Annotated in this window: 28 protein-coding genes; 23 read left to right on the plus strand and 5 right to left on the minus strand. The window is 68.0% G+C overall.

All coding sequences use genetic code 11. The features are described from left to right. Positions 1-134 precede the first annotated feature (134 nt). Genes IC40_RS0108285 through IC40_RS0108300 form a run of 4 tightly spaced genes read left to right on the plus strand, consistent with a single transcriptional unit; the run spans position 135 to position 2,307 of the window. Positions 135-1,010, plus strand: a complete 876-nt coding sequence (locus tag IC40_RS0108285) for an oxygenase MpaB family protein (RefSeq protein ID WP_030134272.1) — start codon at positions 135-137, stop codon at positions 1,008-1,010. Beyond that, positions 997-1,587, plus strand: coding sequence for a TetR/AcrR family transcriptional regulator (locus IC40_RS0108290; protein WP_030134273.1), 591 nt, complete (start codon positions 997-999; stop codon positions 1,585-1,587). The genes IC40_RS0108285 and IC40_RS0108290 overlap by 14 nt, the downstream gene beginning before the upstream one ends. Before the next feature lie 37 nt (positions 1,588-1,624). Beyond that, positions 1,625-1,834 (plus strand): hypothetical protein, encoded by a 210-nt coding sequence (locus tag IC40_RS0108295; RefSeq protein ID WP_030134274.1) that lies wholly within the window; start codon positions 1,625-1,627, stop codon positions 1,832-1,834. Between the two features lie 32 nt (positions 1,835-1,866). Beyond that, positions 1,867-2,307: a pyridoxamine 5'-phosphate oxidase family protein gene (locus IC40_RS0108300; RefSeq protein ID WP_042509663.1), complete on the plus strand. Its 441-nt coding sequence runs from the start codon at positions 1,867-1,869 to the stop codon at positions 2,305-2,307. Here the strand turns inward: IC40_RS0108300 and IC40_RS0108305 are convergent. Further along, positions 2,291-2,674, minus strand: coding sequence for a nitroreductase family deazaflavin-dependent oxidoreductase (locus IC40_RS0108305; RefSeq protein ID WP_030134276.1), 384 nt, complete (start codon positions 2,672-2,674; stop codon positions 2,291-2,293). The genes IC40_RS0108300 and IC40_RS0108305 overlap by 17 nt on opposite strands. Before the next feature lie 125 nt (positions 2,675-2,799). On the opposite strand from IC40_RS0108305, the gene hemL reads away from it, so the two are divergent. The 7 genes from hemL to IC40_RS0108340 are packed head-to-tail and all read left to right on the plus strand — an operon-like array spanning position 2,800 to position 9,651. Continuing rightward, the gene (hemL, locus tag IC40_RS0108310) at positions 2,800-4,098 is read left to right on the plus strand and encodes a glutamate-1-semialdehyde 2,1-aminomutase (RefSeq protein ID WP_036469758.1); all 1,299 of its coding nucleotides are present in this window, start codon (positions 2,800-2,802) and stop codon (positions 4,096-4,098) included. Positions 4,099-4,124: 26 nt separating this feature from the next. After that, the gene (locus IC40_RS0108315; protein WP_030134278.1) at positions 4,125-4,712 is read left to right on the plus strand and encodes a histidine phosphatase family protein; all 588 of its coding nucleotides are present in this window, start codon (positions 4,125-4,127) and stop codon (positions 4,710-4,712) included. Then, entirely contained in the window at positions 4,712-5,293 is a 582-nt protein-coding gene (locus IC40_RS0108320) for a TlpA disulfide reductase family protein (protein ID WP_030134279.1), read from the plus strand. The genes IC40_RS0108315 and IC40_RS0108320 overlap by 1 nt, the downstream gene beginning before the upstream one ends. Then, positions 5,290-6,021 carry a cytochrome c biogenesis CcdA family protein gene (locus IC40_RS0108325; protein WP_030134280.1) on the plus strand — a complete coding sequence of 244 codons (732 nt, stop codon included), beginning with the start codon at positions 5,290-5,292 and terminating at the stop codon, positions 6,019-6,021. Before IC40_RS0108320 ends, IC40_RS0108325 begins: the two co-directional genes overlap by 4 nt. Beyond that, positions 6,018-7,571, plus strand: a complete 1,554-nt coding sequence (resB, locus tag IC40_RS0108330; RefSeq protein ID WP_030134281.1) for a cytochrome c biogenesis protein ResB — start codon at positions 6,018-6,020, stop codon at positions 7,569-7,571. Before IC40_RS0108325 ends, resB begins: the two co-directional genes overlap by 4 nt. Positions 7,572-7,575: 4 nt before the next feature. After that, a complete protein-coding gene (ccsB, locus tag IC40_RS0108335; protein ID WP_030134282.1) occupies positions 7,576-8,562 on the plus strand; it encodes a c-type cytochrome biogenesis protein CcsB in 987 nt (328 codons plus the stop codon). A 30-nt stretch (positions 8,563-8,592) separates the two neighbouring features. After that, a complete protein-coding gene (locus tag IC40_RS0108340; protein WP_036469760.1) occupies positions 8,593-9,651 on the plus strand; it encodes a MinD/ParA family ATP-binding protein in 1,059 nt (352 codons plus the stop codon). 25 nt (positions 9,652-9,676) lie between these two features. Here IC40_RS0108340 and IC40_RS28220 read toward each other — a convergent pair whose 3' ends face one another. Then, on the minus strand, positions 9,677-9,838 hold the full coding sequence (locus tag IC40_RS28220; protein WP_090558896.1) for a hypothetical protein: 162 nt from the start codon (positions 9,836-9,838) through the stop codon (positions 9,677-9,679). A gap of 77 nt (positions 9,839-9,915) precedes the next feature. Here IC40_RS28220 and IC40_RS0108350 point away from each other — a divergent pair, with 77 nt between their 5' ends. Together IC40_RS0108350 and IC40_RS0108355 are read left to right on the plus strand one after the other, a co-directional pair. Then, complete coding sequence (locus IC40_RS0108350; RefSeq protein ID WP_191293513.1) at positions 9,916-10,191, plus strand: DUF4229 domain-containing protein; 276 nt, start codon at positions 9,916-9,918, stop codon at positions 10,189-10,191. Between the two features lie 39 nt (positions 10,192-10,230). Beyond that, positions 10,231-12,459 carry a S9 family peptidase gene (locus IC40_RS0108355; protein WP_030134285.1) on the plus strand — a complete coding sequence of 743 codons (2,229 nt, stop codon included), beginning with the start codon at positions 10,231-10,233 and terminating at the stop codon, positions 12,457-12,459. On the opposite strand, the gene IC40_RS0108360 is transcribed toward IC40_RS0108355, so the two are convergent. Beyond that, the gene (locus IC40_RS0108360; RefSeq protein WP_030134286.1) at positions 12,433-13,197 is read right to left on the minus strand and encodes a helix-turn-helix domain-containing protein; all 765 of its coding nucleotides are present in this window, start codon (positions 13,195-13,197) and stop codon (positions 12,433-12,435) included. The genes IC40_RS0108355 and IC40_RS0108360 overlap by 27 nt on opposite strands. Before the next feature lie 62 nt (positions 13,198-13,259). On the opposite strand from IC40_RS0108360, the gene IC40_RS0108365 reads away from it, so the two are divergent. Beyond that, positions 13,260-13,919, plus strand: a complete 660-nt coding sequence (locus IC40_RS0108365; RefSeq protein WP_110783255.1) for a DUF3159 domain-containing protein — start codon at positions 13,260-13,262, stop codon at positions 13,917-13,919. A 60-nt stretch (positions 13,920-13,979) separates the two neighbouring features. On the opposite strand, the gene IC40_RS0108370 is transcribed toward IC40_RS0108365, so the two are convergent. Further along, a complete protein-coding gene (locus tag IC40_RS0108370; RefSeq protein ID WP_030134288.1) occupies positions 13,980-14,849 on the minus strand; it encodes a 1,4-dihydroxy-2-naphthoate polyprenyltransferase in 870 nt (289 codons plus the stop codon). 94 nt (positions 14,850-14,943) lie between these two features. Between IC40_RS0108370 and IC40_RS0108375 the strand changes: the two genes are divergently transcribed. Genes IC40_RS0108375 through IC40_RS0108410 form a run of 8 tightly spaced genes read left to right on the plus strand, consistent with a single transcriptional unit; the run spans position 14,944 to position 20,538 of the window. Continuing rightward, entirely contained in the window at positions 14,944-15,165 is a 222-nt protein-coding gene (locus IC40_RS0108375; protein WP_019513841.1) for a hypothetical protein, read from the plus strand. Then, positions 15,162-15,938: an S-methyl-5'-thioadenosine phosphorylase gene (locus tag IC40_RS0108380; protein WP_030134289.1), complete on the plus strand. Its 777-nt coding sequence runs from the start codon at positions 15,162-15,164 to the stop codon at positions 15,936-15,938. The genes IC40_RS0108375 and IC40_RS0108380 overlap by 4 nt, the downstream gene beginning before the upstream one ends. Continuing rightward, the gene (locus IC40_RS0108385; RefSeq protein WP_030134290.1) at positions 15,935-16,966 is read left to right on the plus strand and encodes an NAD-dependent epimerase/dehydratase family protein; all 1,032 of its coding nucleotides are present in this window, start codon (positions 15,935-15,937) and stop codon (positions 16,964-16,966) included. Before IC40_RS0108380 ends, IC40_RS0108385 begins: the two co-directional genes overlap by 4 nt. Before the next feature lie 58 nt (positions 16,967-17,024). Further along, positions 17,025-17,687: a glycosyltransferase family 2 protein gene (locus IC40_RS0108390; RefSeq protein ID WP_030134291.1), complete on the plus strand. Its 663-nt coding sequence runs from the start codon at positions 17,025-17,027 to the stop codon at positions 17,685-17,687. Beyond that, positions 17,684-18,346: a TIGR04282 family arsenosugar biosynthesis glycosyltransferase gene (locus tag IC40_RS0108395; RefSeq protein ID WP_030134292.1), complete on the plus strand. Its 663-nt coding sequence runs from the start codon at positions 17,684-17,686 to the stop codon at positions 18,344-18,346. Before IC40_RS0108390 ends, IC40_RS0108395 begins: the two co-directional genes overlap by 4 nt. Position 18,347: 1 nt before the next feature. Then, positions 18,348-18,977, plus strand: a complete 630-nt coding sequence (locus IC40_RS0108400; RefSeq protein WP_030134293.1) for a class I SAM-dependent methyltransferase — start codon at positions 18,348-18,350, stop codon at positions 18,975-18,977. Next, positions 18,974-20,077 (plus strand): molybdopterin-dependent oxidoreductase, encoded by a 1,104-nt coding sequence (locus IC40_RS0108405; protein WP_030134294.1) that lies wholly within the window; start codon positions 18,974-18,976, stop codon positions 20,075-20,077. Before IC40_RS0108400 ends, IC40_RS0108405 begins: the two co-directional genes overlap by 4 nt. After that, the gene (locus tag IC40_RS0108410; protein WP_030134295.1) at positions 20,074-20,538 is read left to right on the plus strand and encodes a hypothetical protein; all 465 of its coding nucleotides are present in this window, start codon (positions 20,074-20,076) and stop codon (positions 20,536-20,538) included. Before IC40_RS0108405 ends, IC40_RS0108410 begins: the two co-directional genes overlap by 4 nt. On the opposite strand, the gene IC40_RS0108415 is transcribed toward IC40_RS0108410, so the two are convergent. Further along, positions 20,464-21,819 carry a hypothetical protein gene (locus IC40_RS0108415; protein WP_030134296.1) on the minus strand — a complete coding sequence of 452 codons (1,356 nt, stop codon included), beginning with the start codon at positions 21,817-21,819 and terminating at the stop codon, positions 20,464-20,466. The genes IC40_RS0108410 and IC40_RS0108415 overlap by 75 nt on opposite strands. 71 nt (positions 21,820-21,890) lie before the next feature. Here IC40_RS0108415 and IC40_RS0108420 point away from each other — a divergent pair, with 71 nt between their 5' ends. Beyond that, positions 21,891-23,030 carry a nitronate monooxygenase gene (locus IC40_RS0108420; protein ID WP_030134297.1) on the plus strand — a complete coding sequence of 380 codons (1,140 nt, stop codon included), beginning with the start codon at positions 21,891-21,893 and terminating at the stop codon, positions 23,028-23,030. The last annotated feature ends 18 nt before the right edge of the window (positions 23,031-23,048 follow it).

The following is a 23,048-nucleotide window of genomic DNA, read 5'->3' on the forward strand; positions in this document are numbered from 1 at the left end:
AAGGGTCGTTGCCTCACCGCAGAATGCGCGCGACTGGCGTGGCTCGAGCGCAGCCTGTTCGCCGAAACGAGCCAAGATATGACCCCCGCCACACCACGTTGGAACAAAGTGCAAAATCTGTAACACTGTTTCGCATGACGGAACTGGTCGAAAACACGCCCGAGGCGCTGGACGATGCGCTGCCCCTGGGTCCCGACTCCCTGGTGTGGAAATACTTCGGCGACAACCGGATGTATCTCATCGGCCCCCGGCCTGCTGTCCTGCAGAACATGCTCGCCGAACTCGGCCAGGGCGTGCTCGATCACTCCACGTTCTTCTCCGATACCGCCGAACGGCTCAAGCGGACCATCCCGCCGATCTTCAAGACGGTCTACGGCTCCGAGGACAACAACGCGGGCACCCAGGTGCGCGACTTCCACACCAATATCAAGGGCGCGATGCCCGGCCCCGACGGTCAGCCGGCCGGCCGCTACCACGCCCTGGACCCCGAGACCTACTACTGGGCGCACGCCACCTTCGTCGAGCAGATCTACTACTTCGCCGACACCTTCGTGAAGCGCCTCACCGATGCCGAGCGTGAACAGATCTGGTTGGAATCCAAGACCTGGTACCGCCGCTACGGAGTCAGCGACCGGCCAATGCCCGCGACCTACGCCGAGTTCGTGCAGTACTGGGACCGGATGATGAATGAGGTTGCGGTACCGCACAAGTCGGCCAAGTACGGCGTCGGTTACGTCACCAAGGGATTCCCGTGCCCGAAGGGTGTCAACCCCACGGCATGGAAGATCATCGCCAAGGTCTTCGATCCCGTCGCGGCGTTCCTGACCACCGGCGGCCTCCCGCCGCGGGCGCGTGATCTGCTGGGGCTGCCGTGGACCGAACGTCAGGAGCGCAATTACCAGCGGTTCGCCGCCTTCTGGCGCTCGAGGCCGGTCAATTGGATCTGGGACCGGTTGCCGATGTCGGTGCGCTACAGCAAGTTCGCCCGAGTGGGCTATGCCCGCGGCTGACGCCGGGGCTGCGATCCTCGACGCGGCGCTGGTCGAGCTGGAACGGCATGGCTTCCGGAAGGTCGCCTTGGACGATGTCGCGCGCCGGGCCGGGGTCAGCCGCACCACCATCTATCGCCGGTTCGCCAACCGCGACGAGCTCGTCGGGGCGGTCATCGAGCGCGAGAATGTGGCATTGTTCGCCGATATCGCCGCGGAGCTGAAAAGCGCCAAGCCGCAGGCGAATTACTATGTCGAGGCGTTCACGCTGTCCATCATGCGGTTTCGCCGGCACCGGGTCCTCAACCAGATGATCGTCGACGACCCCGCGCTCGCCCAGGAACTGCTGCATCGGCACTACGGTGCGGCGGTGGAACGGATGGCCGCCGCACTGCGGGTCATCTTCCCCGAGGGTTTCGCCGACCGGATCGGCGCACCCGCGGTCAACGATCTGGCCGACACCATCCTGCGCTACGCGGCGATGGTCCTGTTGCTGCCGAGCGTGCAGCCGTTGCAGACCGCCGACGAGGTCCGTGCCTTCGCCACCAGGCATTTCCTGCCCAGTCTGCCCGCCGCGCTGCGATCGGTGTCGGCGTGAGTGTTTCGTAGCTCACATAAGCGGGCAGCCGGGGGTAATGACACAAGCACCGGATCCCGAGAAGACGGATCACCCGGACGCCGACCCGGAAAACAAGGACATCTTCGGCGATTACGACGAACCCCGCCCTACGGCGGTGCTGCCCGGTAGTGACGGCACCGTCACCGGAACCGCCGTCAACGACTGGTTGGACGACGACGGAAATCCGATCTACGGCAAGGATGAGGCACCTAAAGTGACGGAGTGACCCTCTCCGAGACCGCGCCCGCGTTCGTGAACATGGCCCACTCGATCGTGTGGGCTTCGGTGGCCACCGTCGACGCCGACGGCAAACCGCGCAGCCGGGTGCTGCATCCGTTGTGGGAGTGGGACGGTATTGACCTGCTGGGCTGGATCGCGACGGTGCCGTCGCCGGTCAAGAAAAGCCATCTCGCGGTCCATCCCTATGTTTCGGTGAACTATTGGGCACCCAACCAGGACACGTGCAGTGCCGATTGTCTGGTCGAGTGGTACCTCGACGACGAAACACGCACTGCGGTCTGGGACAAGTTCGTCGACGCACCCGAACCTCTCGGCTACAACCCGACCATCATCCCCGGCTGGGATTCGCCGACGTCCGCGAGTTTCGCGGTGCTGCGCCTCACGCCGTACCGGCTGCGTGTTCAGCCCGGCAGCATGATGACGCGCGGCGAGGGTGCGGTGCTCAGCTGGAGCGCGTGAGCAACAGTGCCGACTTGACCGGTAGGGTCCGCAGCAGCCGCTGCCATGGCCGACGGGTGACGGCGGCGGCCTCGTCCGTCGACACCACACGCGGATCGCGGACCTGAAGGCTGCGGCCACCGATCACCACGGTGCCCGTTCCGGCGGCCTGCAGATTGCGGACCCAATCGGTGTCGACGCCGTAGGGCAGCAGGATCGCCACCCCATCGGTGGTGGGGAAGGCCGTCACCGGGGTGCGGTATCGCCGCCCCGACCGCCGGCCGACATGGTCGACCGCGGACCACAGCGGCAGGTGCCCGGCCAACGGCCGCACGACGGGGTTGACGAAACGTCGGTTGAACTCGGCACGTCGGCGCGCGAATCGCATGAATGGATCATATGGTCCCGCGACCTGGGAAAAGGGCCGAAAGATCGGTTGCCGGCCGCAGCCCACTACACCCTGTAGTTGACGGGTTTGCCCGGGCTGGGAGACTGGAAGCCATGAGCAGCACCGTGTCGTCCGTTTCGGCGTCGGCTGCGTTGTTCGCCGATGCCTCCTCGGTGATCCCCGGCGGGGTGAATTCACCGGTACGCGCATTCAGCGCCGTCGGCGGCACGCCCCGCTTCATCACCAGCGCCGGTGGCTACTGGCTGACCGACGCCGACGGCAATCGGTACGTCGACCTGGTGTGTTCATGGGGGCCGATGATCCTCGGCCACGCCCGGCCCGAGGTCGTCGAGGCGGTGCAGCGGGTTGCCGCCGACGGACTGTCCTTCGGCGCGCCAACCCCCGCAGAGACCGAATTGGCCCGCGAGATCATCGACCGGGTCGCGCCCGTCGAGCGGATCCGCTTCGTCAACTCCGGTACCGAGGCGACGATGAGCGCCATCCGGTTGGCCCGCGGCTTCACCGGCAGGCCCAAGATCGTCAAGTTCTCCGGTTGCTATCACGGTCACAGCGATGCGCTGCTCGCCGATGCCGGGTCCGGGGTGGCCACGTTGGGACTGCCGTCCTCGCCGGGTGTCACCGGCGCGGCCGCCGCCGACACCATCGTGCTGCCCTACAACGACGTCGCCGCCGTCGAAGAGGTCTTCGCCGCGCACGGCGAACAGATCGCCTGCGTCATCACCGAAGCCAGCCCGGGCAACATGGGCACCGTCGCACCGCTGCCCGGCTACAACGCCGCGCTGCGCAGGATCACCGCCGAGCACGAGGCGCTGCTGATCTCCGACGAGGTGATGACCGGCTTCCGGGTCAGCCGCGCCGGCTGGTACGGCCTGGATCCGGTGGACGCCGACCTCTTCACCTTCGGCAAGGTCATGAGCGGCGGGCTGCCCGCGGCCGCGTTCGGTGGCCGCGCCGAGGTCATGGAGCGGCTCGCCCCGCTCGGTCCGGTGTATCAGGCAGGCACGCTGTCGGGAAACCCGGTCGCCATGGCCGCCGGACTGGCCACCCTGCGGGCCGCCGACGACACCGTCTACCAGACCCTCGACGCCCACGCCGACCGGTTGCACGCGCTGATCGCCACAGCTTTGACCGAAGCGTCGGTGGCACACCGCATCTCGCGGGCGGGTAACTTCCTCACCGTGTTCTTCGGCGAGGAGCAGCCGACGAATTTCGCCACCGCCAAGGCGACCGAGACCTGGCGCTACCCGGCCTTCTTCCACGCCCTGCTCGACGCCGGTATCTACCCGCCGTGCAGCGCCTTCGAGACCTGGTTCGTCTCGACGGCACTGGACGAGACCGCCTTCGAGAAAATCGCCGAGGCGCTGCCGCACGCCGCCCGCGCCGCCGCCGAGGCCAAGCAGTGACCGCAGTCCGGACCACCGTGCACGTGATGCGCCACGGTGAGGTGCACAACCCGGAAAAGGTGCTCTATGGCCGGCTGCCCGGGTACAACCTGTCCGAGCGCGGCAGGCTGCAGGCCCAGGCGGCCGCGGATTGGCTTGCCGCCCATGACATCACCTATGTGGTGGCCTCGCCGTTGGAGCGCGCGCAGCAGACCGCGGCACCGATTGCGGCCTCGCACGGGCTGGACATCGACACCGACGACGATCTGATCGAATCCTGGAACGATTTCGAGGGCAAGCGGGTGGCCCCTGGCGACGGCGCGCTGCGCGACCCGCGCAACTGGCCGCGGCTGCGCAATCCCCGCAAGCCGTCCTGGGGTGAGCCGTATGACCAGATCGCCCCGCGGATGACCGCGGCGATGCACCGGGCACGTGTCAAAGCCGAAGGCCACGAGGCGGTGTGCGTCAGCCACCAGCTGCCGGTGGAGACGCTGCGCCGAGCCATGACCGGACGTTCGCTTGCGCACCTGCCATTACCGCACAGCCGACTGTGCAATCTGTCGTCCATCACCTCGTTCACCTTTGACGACGACCGTCTGATCCGGTGGAGTTACACGGAGCCCTGGGGAATCTAGTGAAGTGGTTGGCCGCGCTGGCGGTGCTGATGGTGGTGCTCACCGGTTGCGCGACCGGTGACGACGCCGTCGCCCAAGGCGGCACCTTCGAATTCGTCGCCCCGGGCGGTAAGACCGACATCTTCTACGATCCGCCCGAATCACGCGGCACGCCGGGCAAGCTCGCCGGACCGGATCTGATGGATCCCGACAAGACGCTCTCGCTGGCGGATTTCGCGGGCAAGGTCGTCGTGATCAACATCTGGGGACAGTGGTGCGGCCCGTGCCGCTCGGAGATGCCGCACCTGCAGCAGGTGTACGACGCCACCCGGGACCGGGGTGTGCAATTCCTCGGCATCGACGTGCGTGACAACAACCGCACCGCCGCAGTCGATTTCGTCACCGACCGAGGTATCACCTTCCCGTCGATCTACGACCCCTCGATGCGCACCATGATCGCCTTCGGCGGTAAGTACCCCACCACCGTCATACCGTCGACGCTGGTGTTGGACCGTCAGCATCGGGTCGCCGCGGTGTTCCTGCGCGAGCTGCTGGACACCGATCTGCAGCCGGTCGTCGAGCGGTTGGCTGCAGAGAATTGACCGATCTGATCACCGGCGGCCCGCTGCTGCTGGCAGTCGGGCTGAGCCTGCTGGCCGGTCTGGTTTCCTTCGCCTCGCCGTGCGTGGTGCCGCTGGTGCCCGGCTATCTGTCCTATCTCGCCGCCATCTCCGGCGGCCCGGGCCGGTGGCGGGTGGCCGGTGCGGCCGGGCTGTTCGTCGCTGGCTTCACGGCGGTCTTCCTGCTCGGCAGCGTCGCGGTGTTGGGCATGACCACCGCGCTGATCACCAATCAGGAACTGCTGCAACGCATCGGCGGCGTCGTCACGATAGCGATGGGTCTGGTGTTCATCGGCTTGGTCCCCGCACTTCAGCGCGATACCCGGTTCGCGCCGCGTCAGCTCTCGACCCTGGGCGGCGCGCCGCTACTGGGCGCGGTGTTCGCCCTCGGCTGGACGCCGTGCCTCGGGCCGACATTGACCGCGGTGATCGCGGTGTCCTCGGCCACCGAGGGATCGGCGGTGGCGCGCGGCATCACGTTGGTGATCGCGTACTGCCTCGGACTCGGACTGCCGTTCGTCCTGCTTGCCTTCGGGTCGGCGCGGGCGGTGCGCGGGCTCGGCTGGTTGCGCGAGCACACCCGCGGCATCCAGATCTTCGGTGGTGTGCTCATGATCGGCGTCGGGGTCGCGCTGGTCACCGGACTGTGGGGTGATTTCGTGGCCTGGGTGCGCGACGCATTCGTCAGCGATGTGAGGTTGCCGATATGAGATCGCTGCAATCCATCTGGGCGTTGTTCCGGAACACCTGGCGCACGCTGACCTCGATGGGCACCGCGCTGGTGCTGCTGTTCCTGTTGGCCCTGGGCGCCATCCCCGGCGCGCTGCTACCGCAGCGCAGCCTCAACGCAGGCAAGGTCGACGAATATCTGGCCGATCACCCGACACTCGGGCCGTGGCTGGACCGGGTGCAGGCCTTCGACGTCTTCTCCAGCTTCTGGTTCACCTCGATCTACGTCCTGCTGTTCGTCTCTCTGGTGGGTTGTCTTACCCCGCGGATGCTCGAACACGTGCGCAGTCTGCGCGCGGTGCCGGTGCCCGCACCGCGCAACCTGAGCCGGCTGCCCAAACACCACGAAGTCGATATCGACGGGGATGCAAGCCAATTGGCGGCGCAGGTCGACGAGCGGTTGAAGGGCTGGCGGCGCATCACCCGCCGGGACGGCGAGGTCACCGAGATCTCGGCGGAAAAGGGCTACCTGCGCGAGTTCGGCAACATCGTCTTCCACTTCTCGCTGCTGGGTCTGCTGGTCGCCATCGCCGCAGGCAAGCTGTTCGGCTACGAGGGCAACGTCATCGTCATCGCCAACGGCGGACCCGGGTTCTGCTCGGCATCGCCGGCGGCCTTCGACTCGTTCCGGGCGGGAAACACCGTCGACGGAACCTCGCTGTACCCGATCTGCGTCAAGGTCAACGACTTCGACGCCGACTATCTGCCCAGCGGACAGGCGGTCAGCTTCGCCGCCAACATCGAGTACCAGGCCGGCGAGGACCTGCAGAACGACGTGTGGAACGACTACCGACTAGAGGTCAACCATCCGCTGCGCATCGCCGGGGACCGCATCTACCTGCAGGGCCACGGGTACGCACCGACCTTCACCGTCACCTTCCCGGACGGGCAGACCCGCACCAATACCGTGCAGTTCCGGCCCGATGATCCGCTGACGCTGTTGTCCTCCGGTGTGGTGCGCGTCGATCCGCCGGCTGGCACCTATCCCGACCCCGACGAGCGTCGTAAACACCAGATCGCCATCCAGGGCCTTTTCGCGCCGACGGAGTTCCTGCACGGCACCCTGCTGTCGTCGAGCTTCCCGGCGCTGAACAAGCCCGCGGTGGCCGTCGACATCTACCGCGGTGACGCCGGGCTGGACACCGGACGGCCCCAGTCCATCTTCGATCTGGACCCCCGCCTGATCGGCCAAGGACGGTTGAACAAGGAAGCCCGCGTCAACCTCACCGTCGGGCAGGAGACCCGGCTGGCCGACGGGACCACCGTCCGCTTCGACGGCGCGGTGCCGTTCATCAACCTGCAGGTGTCCCACGATCCCGCCCAGGTGTGGGTGTTGGTGTTCGCGCTGACCATGATGGGCGGGCTGCTGGTGTCGCTGGTGGTGCGCCGGCGCCGCGTCTGGGTTCGAATTACCCCCGCGTCGGCGGGTACCGTGAGCGTCGAGCTGGGTGGACTTGCCCGCACCGACAACTCCGGGTGGGGCGACGAGTTCGAGAAGCTGACCGACCGGCTGCTCGCAGTAAAGGAATGAACACGTGAACAGCACCGACATCGACCTCGGCCTGGCCCGCTATTCGGACTGGGCGTTCACCTCGTCGGTGGTGGTGCTGACGCTGGCACTGTTGCTGCTGGCCGTCGAACTGGCCTACTCCCGCAGCCGCAAGGTCGAGGCACGGGAACTGGTGGGTGCTGCCGGCGGGCCCGCCATCACTGTCGACGCGACCAGTGACACCCCCGGTCGCGTCATCGAGGGGCCGGTCCGTTCGGCCGACGAACGCATCGGTCGTGCCGGGGTGGCGCTGAGCTACGCGGGCATCGTCCTGCTGGCGACCTGCATCGTGTTACGCGGTCTGTCCACGGCGCGCGTGCCGTGGGGCAACATGTACGAGTTCATCAACCTGACCTGCTTCTCGGGCCTGGTCGCCGCCGCGGTGGTGCTGCGCAAGCCGCAGTACCGGGTGCTGTGGGTTTTCGTGCTGGCGCCCACCCTGATCCTGCTCACGGTGTCGGGGAAGTGGCTCTACACCCACGCCGCGCCGGTGATGCCCGCACTGCAGTCCTACTGGCTGCCCATTCACGTCTCGGTGGTCAGCCTGGGATCCGGGGTGTTCTTGGTGGCCGGCGTCGCGAGCCTGCTGTTCCTGCTCAAGATGTCGCCGCTGGCCGAGAAGAACAACGGGCTCGGCCGAGTCATCGAGAAGCTGCCCGATGCCCAGCTGCTCGACCGCATCGCCTACCGCACCACCATCTTCGCGTTCCCGGTCTTCGGGTTCGGCGTCATCTTCGGCGCCATCTGGGCCGAGGAGGCGTGGGGCAGGTACTGGGGCTGGGATCCCAAGGAGACGGTGTCGTTCATCGCCTGGGTCGTCTATGCCGCCTATCTGCACGCCCGGTCGACCGCGGGCTGGCGGGACAAGAAGGCCGCCTGGATCAACGTCGTCGGCTTCGTGGCGATGGTGTTCAACCTGTTCTTCATCAATCTGGTGACGGTGGGCCTGCACTCGTATGCGGGGGTGGGCTGACCGGTGTCTTTCGGCGGCGAACAGCAGCACGTGAGCTTCCGTGATCAGCAGCGCTTTGTCGATCCGGCGCAGGAGGTGCCGCCGGAGTGGACGGCGCCGACGCCGCCGCGCGGATTCCCCGCGCTGACGCAGGAACCGCCGCCGCAGACGAGCCCGGTGCCGTTGCCCGCCCCGTATCTGGACCTGTCCACCGTCGCACTGCTGGGCAGGCCCGAGCAGGCACCGTCCCGCGGCTGGCGGCGCTGGGTGTATCTGGCCTCGTTCAAGCACATCAACCCCGGTGAGAGCCCGAAGGTCACCGATCAGCTGGCGCTACGCGAGCAGGCCGCCCGTCCGCTGCGCGGCTGCTACCGCATCGCGGTGCTCTCGCAGAAGGGCGGTGTCGGCAAGACCACCGTCACGGCCACGCTGGGCGCCACCTTCGCCGCGACCCGCGGTGACCGTGTGATCGCGGTGGACGCCAACCCCGATCGCGGCACGCTCAGCCAGAAGGTGCCGCTGGAAACCCCGGCGACCGTGCGGCACCTGCTGCGCGACGCGGAGGGCATCGCGAGCTACAGCGATGTCCGGCGGTACACCTCGCAGGGTGCCAGCCGGCTGGAAGTGCTTGCCTCAGAATCGGATCCGGCCGTCTCCGAGGCCTTCAGCCAGGAGGATTACACCAGGACCGTCGATCTGCTGGAGCGGTACTACAGCCTGGTGCTCACCGACTGCGGCACCGGCATGCTGCATTCGGCGATGGCAGCGGTGTTGTCGAAGGCCGATGTGCTGATCGTGGTCAGTTCCGGGTCGGTGGACGGTGCGCGATCGGCGTCGGCAACCCTGGACTGGTTGGACGCGCATGGCCATCAAGATCTGGTGCGCGGTGCCATCGCCGTGGTCAACGGGGTGCGCCCGCGCTCGGGCAAGGTGGATCTGGAGAAGGTCGTCGATCATTTCGCCCGGCGGTGCCGAGCGGTGCAGCAGTTGCCCTTCGACCCGCATTTGGAGGAGGGCGCGGAGATCGAGCTGGAGAGGTTGAAGCCGCAGACGCGTGAGGCGTTGTTGCGGCTGGCCGCGGTGGTGGCCGCCGGGTTCCCCGGCAATTGAGCCCCGCCGGGTTCCCCGGGCTCGCTTAGCTGCGTGGGTTGTCGCCGGGGTTGATCCGGCGCAGGAAATCGGGATCGTCATCGGGCCCGATCACGCGCGGGCGCGGGCGGTTTGCCGACGCGCGCAACAGTCGCCATGTCACAAGGGCTAGCCCGGTCACTACCAGGACCAGGAGTAAGTACTGCAACGAAAACCTCCTTACTCCGAATATACGCGCCCGCTCGGTAGGCTCGGGCCGTGTCTGATTCTCGACCGGGTGCCCGGATGCTGCGTGACGTCGGAGCCTATCTTCTGGCGCGGTTGGCCTTGGCGGCCGTGTTGACCGCGGTGATTCTCGGTGCGGGACATCTGGTCGGGTTGCGCGAGTTCCCCGTCGTCGTCGCGGTGTTGTTCGCCATCGTGTTGGCGCTGCCGTTGGGTATCTGGGTGTTCGCACCCCTGCGTCGCAGGGCCACCCTGAGCATTGCCGAGTTCGACGAGCAACGCCGCCGGGACAAGGAGACATTGCAGGCCCGGTTGCGCGGCGAGGACACCACCTGACTTGAGTGTGCCGTAGCGTCCGGGTGTTGCATGGCCCTCGTGACGACGACGTTGAGCGACTCCGACTACGCCCGTGCCGAACAGATGCTGGCCCCGTACCGGGCGCGGCGGGTGCCAGGAAGCAAGCTCGTGCCGCAGTGGATGGCCGCGGGGGAACGCTTCTGGTACCAGGTGGGCAATCGTTACGTGGCGGTCGACCCGGACCGCCGAACCCGCGCCGACGCCTTCGATCACGACGGGTTGGCCGCGGCGCTGTCGGTGGCTGCCGGGCAGCCCGCCACCGGCGCCGACCTGCCCATCTCGGCGGTGGAGATCGGCGCTGACGGCTCGGTGGTGTTCAACGCCTTCGGCGCGCGCTGGCAGTGGGCCGACGGACAGCTGACGCCATCCACCGCGCAGGCACCGGTGCCCGGCGAGGTGCCGTCACCGGACGGCACGTGGATCGCGTTTCGCCGCGACGGCAATATCTGGGTCCGCGACTCCGATGGTGCGGAGTTCGCGCTGACCGATGATGCCGCAGATGATTTCGATTACGGCGGATTGCCTGGGACGACCGGGATGCGTTCACTGTTCCGGTTGCTCGGTCTACCTTCTCCGGCGGTGTTGCAGTGGTCGCCGGACTCGACCCGAATCCTGGTGCAGCGCATCGATCAACGTGAGGTTCCCGAGCTCGTGCTCGTCGAATCGAGCCCGCCCGACGGTGGCCGGCCGGTCGAGCATCGCACCAAATACAGCATGCCCGGCGAGCCGACCGTCGCGACGATGACGTGGAATGTTCTCGACGTGCGTGAGCGCACAGTCGTTCGGCAGCAGGATGTCCCGAGGATCATCATGCACAACACCGCGCTGGTGTACGCCTGGTGGAGCGGTGCGAATGACATCTACTACCTGCACCACTCCCGCGATGCCCGCACCCTGGAATTGCGTCGCCTGGACCCGATGACAGGCGCGGTTACCACACTGATCAGTGAAACGGGCTCGACCCGGGTAGATCCGACCGTCCTGCTGGGCGACCCGCATATGGTGCGCATCCTCGGCACCGGCGAGGTGCTGTGGTGGTCGCAACGTGACGGTTGGGGGCATCTGTACCTGTACTCGGCGGACGGTGTCGAGTGCTCACAGATCACGAAGGGGCAGTGGCTCGTTCGCTCGGTGCTCTGGGTGGACGAGAACGCCAGGCAGGTGTGGTTCGTCGCCGGCGGGCTGGTCGACGATGATCCATACGTTCGGCAGATCTGTCGAATCGATCTGGACGGCACCAATTTCACCCGGCTGACCGACGACACTCTCGATCACGACGCGGTCGCCCCGGCCGAGGGCGGTTACCTCGTGGACCGGGCGTCCGGCCCGAGCAGGCCGCCGCGGTCGGTGGTCCTGGCCGGCGACGGCCGCGAGGTGGTCGTCCTGGAGGAACCCGGCACCGAGGCGCTCGAGGCGCTCGGTTGGCGCCCGCCGGAGCGGTTCCGCGCCACCGCCGCGGACGGTCAGACGCCGATCTACGGGCTGCTGTGGCGGCCACACGAGTTCGATCCACAGCGGCGGTACCCGATCATCGAACACACCTATCCAGGACCGCAGAACTACCGCGCCGAACCGGTTTTCGATGCCATGCACCACGGCGAACCGGAGGCCTACGCCGCCCTCGGGTTCGCGGTGGTGGCCGTCGATGGTCGGGGAACTGCGGCCCGTGGCAAGGCCTTTCACGACCACTCCTACGGCGACCTCGGCAATGCCGGCGCCCTCGACGATCATGTGGCCGCCATCAGGCAGCTCGGTCACCGGCATCCGTGGCTGGACACCACCCGCGTCGGTATCACCGGCCAGTCCGCGGGTGCCTTCGCCGCCGCGCGGGCGCTGCTGATGTACCCCGATTTCTATCGTGTGGCCGTGGCGACCTCGGGTAATCACGACAACGCTGTCAACCTGGCGATGTGGGCCGAGCACTACCACGGTGATGTCAGTGCCGAAGGCAAGCGGGCGATCTCGAACGCGAGCCTGGCCGAGAACCTGCGGGGCAAGCTGCTGTTGATCCACGGTGAACTCGACGACAATGCCCACCCGTACATGACCATGCGACTGGTCGACGCCTTGATCAAGGCGGACAAGGATTTCGACCTGATCATCATCCCGGGTGCCGAACACGCGCTGATCGGCAGGCAGCACTACTTCCTGCGGCGCACGTGGGATTACTTCGTGCGGCACCTGCACGGCAGCGAGCCGCCCACCTACCGGCTCGCGCCGCTACCGTTGCCCACCCTCGGCCTCTAAGGCCCGCACGATCTGGTCGGCGCGGCGCAGCACATCGAGCTGGGCGGGGTTGTACAGATCGGACATCGCATCGGCAATGGTCTTCTGGGCGAAGTGCGCGCCGCGGGGAGCATCGGAGCGAGCCTCCCGCAGCGCGGGATGGTCCTGGCGAACCTGCCAGATATAGGGCGCCAACCGCTGCGCGAGGTCGGCGCGGGTGGTCTCGTCGGCGTCGGCGGGCAGGCTGTCCAGTTCGGTGGCGGCCGGATCTTCACGGGTGTCACCGATCAGGTCGGCATAGGCCTGGCGGCCGCGCGGGCCGAGCACCCGGCTCAGCACGACCACCAATTTGCGGTCGGCATCGGTCATCGAGGCCGCCGCGGTCGGTGCGGCGAACTCGGTGGGCAGGTCGGTCGGCGCGGAGTGGGTCAGGATCTCGGCGAGCTCGTCGCGCGCCCGCTGCAGACGCGCGATCGTCGCCGCCAGTTCGTCGTCGAGCTCCCGCAACGCTTGTTCGGGATGTTCGTCGGTATCGCCGAGCGCCGCGATCTGAGGCAGCGAGAAACCCAGGTCCACCAATCGCTTGATGCGTACCAACCGCACCAGGTGCGCGACGCCATACTGCTTGTAGCCGTTGGAGCGGCGCTGCGGTTGGGGTAGCAGGCCGACCTGGTGGTAATGCCGGACCGCCCGCAGGCTGGTGCCGGCCAGGTCAGCGATCTCCCGGGTGCTCCACGCCACGGCTCCATCTTGGCCCATCGCGGGCGACTTGACTGTGCCGTTAGGTCCGAGTGTGCGATATGCCTGTGTCCGAAAAATGCATGTCCGAACAATGCGCGACCGAACAACCAAGCGCGTCCGACCAACCATGCGCCACCGAAGAGCGGGAACCGACCATCCTCGAGCGGGCCGGCGGCGTCTCCGGGTTGGTCCTCGCCGCCGTGCCCACGTTCGCCTATGTCATCGTCGACGCCGTCGCGGGCCTGACCGCCGCGGTCGTGGTGGCGCTGGCGGTATCGGTCGGGTTGGTCGCCGTGCGACGTCTACGCAAAGAGCCGATCCAACCGGCGGTGTCCGGGCTGCTCGGTGTCGCGCTCGCGGCCGGGATCGCCTACGTCACCGGTTCGGCGGAGAACTACTTCCTACCCGGTATCTGGATGAGCCTGCTCTGCGCGGTCGCGTGCACCGTCTCGGTGCTGCTCCGCCGCCCCGTGGTCGGGGTGATCTGGAATCTGTTGCGCAGCAGCGGTCCCGATCCGGACTGGCGAACCGATGCGACGGTGGTGCGGGCCTTCGATATCGCGACCCTGGCGTTCGTGGCACTGTTCGCCGCGAGATTCGTTGTGCAGCAATGGTTGTTCGACGGCAGTCAGACGGGGTGGTTGGCGGTGGCGCGCATCGCGATGGGCTATCCGCTGCTCGGACTTGCCCTGCTGGTGGTGTTCTGGGCGGTGCGGCGGGCCAATCGGAAGAACGCGTGAGAGTGACGTTTCGGTGGTCCGCAGCGTCGTCAGAGCGCAGAAACGTCTGTCTCGCCGCCGTTACGCGAGTGCCAGCGCCGCTGCCACAGCCACCGACCACACCAGCATCGTCAACCCGGTGAACTGCAGCACCGGGATCAGCGCCGCGCCGCCGAGCTTGTTGCGCACCGGGGCCGCCGCGCGGATGGCGAGCGGCGCCGCCAGGAATCCGACGGCCGCCCACGGGGTGGCCAACATCAGGACCAGGGTCAGCGCGAAGGTGAGCGCGACGAGACCGGAGAACAGCAGGCGGGTGCGGGCATCGCCGAGGCGCACCGCCAGAGTGATCTTCCCGGACTCGGTGTCGGTGGGGATGTCTCGCAGGTTGTTGGCCACCAACACCGCCGAGGACAGCGATCCGACGCCGACTGCCAGCGCCACGCCTACCCAGTCGACCCGCAACGCCTGGGTGTACTGGGTGCCCAGCACCGCCACCAGTCCGAAGAACACGAAGACCGCGACCTCCCCGAGACCGCGGTAGCCGTACGGCGTGGAACCGCCGGTGTACAGCCAGGCGGCCGCGATACAGGCGGCGCCGACGGCGATCAGCCAGGGTTGGCTCACGATGGCCAGCGCCAGTCCCGCCAGCGCGCCGATCGTCAGGCTGATGATCGCGGCGGTCAACACCGCGCGCGGGGTGGCCACCCGGGAGCCGACCAGCCGCATCGGCCCACTGCGCACATCATCGGTGCCGCGGATACCGTCGGAGTAGTCGTTGGCGTAGTTCACCCCGATGATGAGGGCCACGGAAACCACCAGTGCCAGCAGCGCCTTCCACCACACCGCGGAACCCAGCCAGGCGGCCGCACCGGTCCCGGCGATCACGGGTGCGATCGCGTTGGGGAGCGTGCGGGGGCGGGCGCCGGAGACCCATTGCGCGAAGCTAGCCACGCGGATCATCGTTGCATGGGCGCCGAGCAGGCTCCTGAACAGGGGTGACGCGGCGCACCTTGTCACATCGTGTGGTGCGCATGAAACTGATCACATGACCGACCGACTCAGTAAGACCGAAATCGCCAAGGATGCCCTGCAGGAGGGCGTGGAGTCCGTGGCCTCCACGGTGGGTGAGGTCGCGTCGATCATCACCACCGCTGTCAAGGACGTGGCGGGTGCACTCGGTGGCCTGGCCACCGACGCCTTCGCGATCCGTGATGCCGCCCGCCAGGCCGCCGAACGCGCCGAGCTGGACGGTGAGCCGCACGAGTGATCGGCGTCATCGGCGGTAGCGGCTTCTACACCTTCTTCGGTGCGGACGCGCGCACGATCAATCTGGACACCCCGTTCGGTGAACCCAGTGCGCCCATCACGGTGGGCGAGGTGGCCGGCCACGAGGTGGCTTTCCTGCCCCGGCACGGCCTGAAGCACGAATTCTCGCCGCACACCGTGCCGTATCAAGCCAACATGTGGGCGCTGCGTGCCCTCGGCGTGCGCCGCATCTTCGCCCCGTGCGCGGTGGGCAGCCTGACCCCCGAGCTCGGTCCGGGTGCCATGGTCGTCCCCGACCAGCTGGTCGACCGCACCAACGGCCGGGGGGACACCTACTTCGACTCCGGCGGTATCCACGTCGGGTTCGCCGACCCGTACTGCCCGACGTTGCGGGCGGTGGCCGCGGATCTGCCGAACGTTGTCGACGGCGGCACCATGGTCGTGGTGCAGGGTCCGCGCTTTTCCACCCGCGCCGAGAGCCAGTGGTATGCCGGGCAGGGCTTCACGCTGATCAACATGACCGGCTACCCGGAGGCGGTGCTCGCTCGGGAACTCGAAATGTGTTATGCGTCAATAGCGTTGGTGACCGATCTGGATGCCGGTGTCGAGGCGGGTGCCGGTGTTCGGGCGGTCGACGTGTTCGCCGAATTCGAGCGCAACATCGGCGGGTTCAAACAGCTCGTCCACGAGGCGATCGCCGGTGTCGCGCCCGAACGCACCTGCACGCACTGTCTGGCACACGAAGGCGTGTCGTTGCCGTTCGACCTGCCATGAGGGTGCTGCTGACCGGCGCGGCCGGTTTCATCGGCAACCGGATCTGGGCGCGGCTGACCGGGGCGGGTCACGATGTCGTCGCCGTAGATGCCATGTTGGGTGCCGCCCACCGCGAGGGCGCCGCACCGCCGCCGGGCTGTCGTCGGCTCGACATCCGGGACGCCGACGCGGTGGCCGATATCCTGGCAGGCATCGACGTGGTGTGTCACCAGGCCGCTGTGGTCGGCGCCGGCGTCGACGCCGCCGACGCCCCGTCCTACGGCAGCCACAACGACTATGGCACCACCGTGCTGCTGGCCCAGATGTACGCCGCCGGATGTTCGCGGCTGGTGCTGGCGTCCTCGATGGTGGTGTACGGCCAGGGTGGATATGACTGCCCCGAGCACGGCCGGGTCGAGCCGCTTGCGCGCACCCGCGAGGACCTGGACAGCGGCGTCTTCGATCATCGCTGCCCGATCGGCGGCGAGCCGCTGCACTGGCGGTTGGTCGACGAGGATGCGCCGCTGAAACCACGCAGTCTGTATGCGGCGAGCAAGACCGCCCAGGAACACTATGCGTTGGCGTTCAACGATTCTGTCGGGGGTTCGGTGGTCGCGCTGCGCTATCACAACGTGTATGGCCCCGGCATGCCGCGGGACACCCCGTACTCCGGCGTGGCAGCGATCTTCCGGTCGCAGCTGGAGGCCGGTGGTGCGCCTCAGGTGTTCGAGGACGGCGGGCAGATGCGCGACTTCGTCCACGTCGATGATGTGGCCGCGGCCAACCTCGCCGCGGTGGAGGCCGACCTGGACGGCTTTCATCCCGTCAACGTGTGTTCGGGGCGGCCCGTGTCGATCCTGGATGTCGCCACCAGGCTCAGCGCCGCGCGTGACGCCGCGGCGCCGCAGGTCACCGGGCAGTACCGGCACGGCGACGTGCGGCATATCGTCGCCGACCCGGCGCGCGCGCACGCCTTGCTCGGCTTCCGCGCCAAGGTGGATCCCGATGCCGGGCTCACCGAATTTGCCTTTGCGCCACTTCGGGATTAACGCGGTTCCGCGACCGGCGACCCTGGCGCGACGGCTGTCACACGCCTAGCGTCGGGGCATGACCGATGCGGGCGAGCCTGAGGTGACCGTGATCCTGCCCTGCCTGAACGAGGCGCAGTCGTTGCCTGGTGTGTTGGCGGCCACACCGAGTGGGTATACGGCGTTGGTGGTCGACAACAACAGCACAGATGGCACCGCGGAGGTGGCCCGCGCGCACGGCGCGATGGTGGTGACCGAGCAGCGCCCGGGTTACGGGTCGGCCGTGCATGCCGGCGTGTTGGCGGCCACCACACCCGTCGTCGCGGTTCTCGACGGCGACGGTTCGCTGGACCCGCGGGAATTGCCCGCGCTGGTCGCCGAACTCGACAAGGGTGCGGATATGGCGATCGGCCGTCGGCGCGCGGCACCCGGTCTGCGGTGGCCCTGGCACGCACGCCTCGGTACCGCCGCGGTGTGCTGGCGACTACGCCACCGCTACGGGCTGCCGGTGCACGATATCGCGCCGATGCGCGTTGCCCGCCGCGATGCCCTGCTCGGCCTCGGGGTCACCGACCGGCGCTCCGGCTACCCGCTCGAGCTGTTGGTCCGTGCCGCGCAGGCCGGGTGGCAGGTGGTGGAGCGCGACGTCGGCTACGGCCCGCGCATGGGCGGCAGATCCAAGGTGAGCGGCTCGGTACGGGGCAGTGCCGTTGCCGCACTGGACTTCTGGCGGGCGATGTGACTCCGACCGCCACCGTACTGGTGGTGGCCAAAGCCCCTGTCCCCGGTTTGGCAAAGACACGATTGGCCGCCGATGTCGGTGCGCAGGTGGCCGCCGAGATCGCCGCGGCCGCGCTGCTGGACACCCTCGACGCGGTGGCAGCCCTGGAGGGGCAGCGCCGGGTGGTGGCGATGACCGGAGACCTGTCACGGGCGTGTCGCAGTGACGAGATCAGCCGCCGCCTGCTCGATTTCACCGTGATCACCCAGCGCGGAGCGGATTTCGCCGAGCGCCTGGTGCATGCCCATAGCGATGCCGCGGCCCCCGGCGCACCCATCGTGCAGATCGGGATGGACACTCCGCAGGTCGGTCCCGACCTGCTCGCCGAGTGCGTCACGGCCCTGCAGGCCTGCGATGCCGTGCTCGGGATGGCCGAGGACGGCGGGTGGTGGGCGCTGGGGGTGCGCGATGCCAAGATGGCGCGTTGCCTGCGCGATGTCCCGATGTCGCAACCTGATACGGGTGCGCTGACGCTTGCCGCCCTGCGTGCCGACGGACTCGACGTGGCCCTGGCCACCGAGTTGTCCGATGTCGACACGATCGCCGATATCGATCGCGTGCGGGCCATGTGTCCGCCGGGCGGACGATTCGCCGAGGCGACGCGGATGGTTGGGGTCTGAGGTGCACGGACAGCTCTACGACGAGGCGTTGGACGGCCGTCGATGTTGGATCCGCGACGAAGACGGTGACCTCACGCAGCTGCCGGTGCAGCACTGGATGGTGGGCGGGCAGACCGACCAGGTCTTCGATCAGGCCATCGTGGGATTGTGTTCCGGGCCCACCATCGATCTCGGTTGCGGACCGGGCCGCCTGTTGGTCGGTCTCGCCCAGCGCGGACTGCCCGCGCTCGGCGTCGACAAGTCCTCCGCAGCAGTGGAATTGGCGCGCAACAGCGGAGTGACCGCGTTGTGCCGGGACATGTTCGGCCCGCTACCTGGGGTGGGCCGCTGGCACACCGCCCTGCTGGCGGACGGCAATATCGGCCTCGGCGGTGATCCGTGGCGGGTGTTGCGTCGTGCCGGGGAGATGCTGCGGGCTCGCGGCGAGTGCCTCGTCGAATTCGATCCGACGACCTCTGGCGTCACCTCCCGCTGGGTGCGACTGGAATCGGCCTTCGATATCGGTCCGTGGTTCAAATGGGCGTCGGTGGGTCTGGATTGCGCGGCGCGCATCGGCGCCGATGTCGGGTTCACCTTGCGCACAGTGCATCCCATCGGTGATCGGGTGATCGTGAGGCTGGTGACCCGGTGACCGGCGGGCGCGATGTCGCCGTGACCGCACGGGTCGGCGTCGCGCTGGGGATCGCGGTGGCGGTGTGCTTCGTAACGGGACTGCTCAGCCACGCCATTGCGCACCCACAGCCCTGGTTCGGCTGGCCGACGGCCCCGGTGTGGTTGTACCGATTCACCCAGGGATCTCATGTCGCCAGTGGTATCGCGGCGATCCCGCTCGTGGTGGTCAAGCTGTGGTCGGTGTGGCCCAAGCTGTTCGAGCGACGCCGCGGACGTGGCGGAGCCGGCGTGCTGGTGCGATTGCTGGAGCGCGGATCCATCCTGGTGCTCGTCGCGGCCATCCTGTTCGAGCTGAGCACCGGGCTGCTGAACATCGCGCAGTGGTACGTCTTCGGATTCTATTTCCCGCCGGTGCATTACGCGATGGCGTATGTCGCTGCGGGTGCGGTGCTGGTGCACCTCGCGGTGAAGCTGCCCGTCATCCGCCAGGCGCTGGGTGAGCCCGTCGACGCGTCCAGCCCCACCGGGCCGAGTCGGCGGACCGTGCTGCGCGCAACCTGGCTGGCCGTGGCGGTGGCCACCGTGGCTACCGTCGGTCAGACAGTCCCGCTGCTGCGGCGGGTCTCGGTGCTCGCGCCCCGTTCCGGTCAAGGGCCACAAGGGGTTCCGGTCAACCGAACCGCGCGTGCCGCGGGTGTGGTCACGGCCGCCCCGGCCGTCGACTACCGGTTGACCGTGGTCGACGGTTCGCGCACAAGGGCCTTCACCATCGACGAGTTGCGGGCCATGCCCCAGACGACCCAGCACCTGCCCATCGCCTGTGTGGAGGGATGGAGTGCTGGTGCGCAGTGGAGCGGTGTGGTCCTTGCCGAACTGCTGGCCGCCGTCGGTGCGGACACCGACTCCGATGTTCGGATGGTATCGCTGGAGCCCCCGGGGCCGTACTCGCGGACTGTGCTGCCGGCTCGGCACGTGCGCGACACCCGGACGCTCATCGCCCTCCAGGTCAACGGCGAAACGCTGAACCTTGACCACGGCTACCCGTGCCGCCTGATCGCGGCGAGCAGACCCGGAGTGCTGCAGACCAAATGGTTGTCGCGTATCGAGGTGCTGCGATGACGCTCGTCCGCGTCACCCTTGCCCTGGCCGGTGTCGTCCTGGCGGGATACGGGATCGTGCTGTTGTCCGACAACCCGCCGGCAGTTCTCTCCCGCATCCTCATCTGGGCGGTGGTGGGCGTGGCCGTCCACGATCTGGTGTTCGCGCCGCTTTGCGCAGCGGCCGGCTGGGCCGGCCGACGGGTGCTCCCGCCGGCATGGCGGTCACCCGTCGCGGTGGCCGGTCTGTGCAGTGTGGTGCTGGCGTTGTTGGCGATCCCGGTGTACGACCGGCCGGGTCTACGGCCGGACAATCCGAGCGTGCTCGACCGCAACTATCCGCTCGGGCTGTGGCTGGCGTTGGCGGTGGTGTGGTTGTGCGTCCCGGTGTATCACCTATTGCGGCGACTACCAGTTCGTGAAGATCAGGTGGTTGATCGCCAGCGCACCGATGATGTTGAGCCCCAACCACCATCGATGTGAGCGGACCGGCAGCAGCGCGGCGGCCGCGGTCAACCACACCGTGAACGGCAGCCAGATGCGTTCGGTCTCGGCTTTGCTCAGCATGCTCAGGTCGGCCAGCACGATGGACAACAGCGCGCCGGTCAACAATACGTGCATCCCCGACCGGCTGCGCAATGCTGTGATGTCGAGGACCCGGCCGAGGCCCGCCACGCTGCCCAACCCGATGGCGCAGATCGTGGACGCGAAGTTGGCCCAGCCCCAGTACTGGAACGGCCGGTCGTTGGCGATGCCCTGCCAGTACCGCTCCTGAACCAGGACATAACCGTCGAACCACCAGAATCCGGTGGCATAGAAGACCGCGACCACCGCCAGCGCGGCGAGCACGGCCGCCCCCAGACTGCGCAGTGCCGCCCGCACGCTGGGCGCGGTGATCAGCACCGCGACGGCGGGCACCGCCATCAACCCCAGTCCGTAATTGAGGAAGATGCCCCAGCCCAGCAGCAGTCCCGCCGCGGCCGCCGTCGGCACCGGCCACCGCGTGGTGCCGTGCACGGCCAGCGCCAGCAGCGCGATACCCCAGGCCGCGATCCCGGCGAAGTACCCGTCGGCCGATACCGCGATCCAGATCGCCGTCGGCGCCACCGCAACGAACGGCGCGGCGCGGCGGGCCGTCGATTCGTCGGCGACGGCTCGCAGGGCGATCAGGATGGCGGCCGCGGCGCTGGATCCGACCAGCAGACAGAGCATTCCGGCCCAGGCACCGCCACCCAACCCGATGCGGTCCAACCAGACGAAGGTCAGCAGCGCGCCGGGGGGATGGCCGGAAACGTGGGTGATCCACGAATCTGGTTGATAATCGAGGATTCTGGAGGAGAAGGTGCGCAGCGCCTCGGGTATGTCGGTGATGCTCGGCACCTGGCGCAGATATTCGTGGCGTGCGGTCAGGCGCCCGGCGAAGCCGCGCTCCCAGCCGTCGATCATGGCCAGCGAAAACGCCCACAGCGCCGAGGTGCCCCAGGCCGCGGCCACCAGCGCCCGCCATGGCAGCCGCGCGGCCACCGCCGGGCCCCACAGCACCGCTGCGGCACCGATCAGCACGGCGCCGAGGGAACCCCAGCCGACGTGGGGATCCCACCATCCGAAGATCGGCGCGGTCTGCGCGAAATCGCGGATCCGCTGGGGTGTGCTGTTGATCAGCGGTGTGATGGTGCCGAGATCCAGATGCGGGACCACGAAGGCCGCGACCAGCACGATCACTCCGATGGTCAACGCTGCGAGTTCGCGTCGGCCGATGCGCATGGCTCCACACTATGGGCGCCCGCGGTGGGACCCGGTGCCGAACAAACTTGACACGTGTCCATAATGAGCGGATGGCACCCACATCCACGTCGGACTTCTGCGCCGCCTATGGCATCGACTTCCCGCTGTTCGCCTTCAGTCACTGCCGCGATGTCGTCGCCGCGGTCTCCAATGCCGGCGGGTTCGGCGTCCTCGGTGGCGCGGCGTACTCACCCGAGCGGCTGGACCAGGAACTGACCTGGATCGACCAGCACGTCAACGGCAAGCCCTACGGCATCGACATCATCGTGCCCGCCAAGTTCGAGGGCAAAGGCGAGACGTTGTCCACCGATGATCTGGCCTCGCGCATCCCGGAGAGCTACCGCGACTTCGTCAACAAGCTGCTGGTCGACCACGGCATCGAACCCGACACCCGGGTGCGCACCGGCAAGCCCGTGCTGTCCGGCGGCAACGGTGCCGAGCTGCTCGAGGTGGCGATGAGCCATCCGATCAAGATGATGGCCAACGCCCTCGGTGTGCCGCCGGACTACATGATCGAGGCCGGCCGTGAGCGCGGGATCCCGGTCGCCGCGCTGGTCGGTGCCAAGGAACACGCCGTCAAACAGGCTGCCGCCGGGGTGGACCTGATCGTGGCGCAGGGCACCGAGGCGGGTGGGCACTGTGGCGAGGTGAGCACGCTGGTCGTCGTGCCCGAGGTGCTCGACGCATTGGCCGAGATCGGCAGTTCGACTCCGGTGCTGGCCGCGGGTGGCATCGTCACCGGCAGGCAGATGGCCGCCGCCGTCGCGCTGGGCGCGGTCGGCGCGTGGACCGGCTCGGTATGGCTGACCACCGAGGAAGCCGAGACCGAGCCGCACACCGTCACCAAGATGCTGGCCGCGAGCTCGCGCGACACCGTGCGCTCGGCTGGTCGTACCGGTAAGCCCTCGCGACAGCTGCGGTCGGACTGGACCGACGCCTGGGCACCCAGTCCGGGTGGTCAGCAGCCGCTGCCGCTGCCGTTGCAGAACATGCTGTCCGAGCCGGTGTTGCGGCGTATCGACGCCCTTGCCGATCAGGGGCACGAGGGCGCTCGGGCGCTGTCGACGTATTTCGTCGGCCAGGGTGTGGGACTGATGACCAAGGTCAAACCCGCCCGTGATGTGGTGCTGGAGTTCATCGAGGATTATCTGGCCGCCACCGAACGGCTCAGCGGCTCGCTACCCGACTGAGGGCGACGCCGGGCGATA

Source organism: Mycolicibacterium neoaurum ATCC 25795, from assembly GCF_000691525.1.
Classification (GTDB): Bacteria; Actinomycetota; Actinomycetes; order Mycobacteriales; family Mycobacteriaceae; genus Mycobacterium; species Mycobacterium neoaurum.